1 protein-coding gene is annotated in these 938 nt (G+C 44.3%); it reads right to left on the reverse strand.

What is annotated here, in order from left to right; genetic code table 11:
* Nucleotides 1-938: hypothetical protein (locus tag AWW68_RS10910; protein WP_157717616.1), on the reverse strand; the 938-nt coding region annotated here is incomplete at both ends.

Consider the following 938-nt stretch of genomic DNA (forward strand, 5'->3'; position numbering starts at 1 on the left):
GCATTGGCGGTTACATCATCGCTCAAAGTAACGACAACATCGTCTGAACTAATTGGGCAAACACCATTGCTGATTGTCCATCGTAGCGTATAGCTTACACCTTTGGTTCCTGTAAAGGTTGAAATTGGGCTATTTGCATCGGCAAAGCTTCCTCCTGCTCCTGAAACAACAGACCATGTACCGGTCTCTCTAAATCCTGAGGCCGCATTGGCTGCCATGGTCACTGAAGTGTTACATGTCTCTTGGTCTGAGCCTGCTGCTGCAACGGTCACATTATCGAAGAAAGTGATTTCAACTATATCAGTATCGGAACAAGTTCCACTATTTTCAGTCCACTGAAGCGTGTAGGTAGTTCCTACTGTTCCTGTGAATTTTGAAGTATTACTGCTTGGTGTAGTTACACTTCCTCCTGCTCCCGATAGAATTGACCAGCTTCCTGTACTACCTGTGCTATAAACTGCACCAAGGAAGGTTTGTGTTCCACATACATTTTGATCTGATCCAGCATCAGCTTCAACATCGTTTACTTCTACTGTAATTACTACATCGTCTGAGCTGATTGGACATACACCATTGCTGATGGTCCAACGCAATGTATAATTCACACCTTCTGTTCCTGTAAATGTCGCTGTTGGGCTATTCGCATCGCTAAAGCTTCCGCCTGCTCCTGCAACTACAGACCAAGTACCTGTTTCTCTAAATCCTGATGCAGTATTAGCTGATAATGCTGTAGGCCCACAGATATCCTTATCTAGGCCAGCATTGGCTGGTGTTGGGTTATCAAAGAAGGTGATTTTTACCGTATCATTATCTGAACAGCTTCCATTAGTTTCTGTCCACTGAAGCGTATAAACTGTTCCAACTACTCCACTAAAGCTTGAGAATGGACTCGATGGACTTGTAATTGAACCACCCGCACCTGACAGAATTGACCAGCT

Origin of the sequence: Roseivirga spongicola (genome assembly GCF_001592965.1) — a bacterium.
GTDB lineage: Bacteria > Bacteroidota > Bacteroidia > Cytophagales > Cyclobacteriaceae > Roseivirga > Roseivirga spongicola.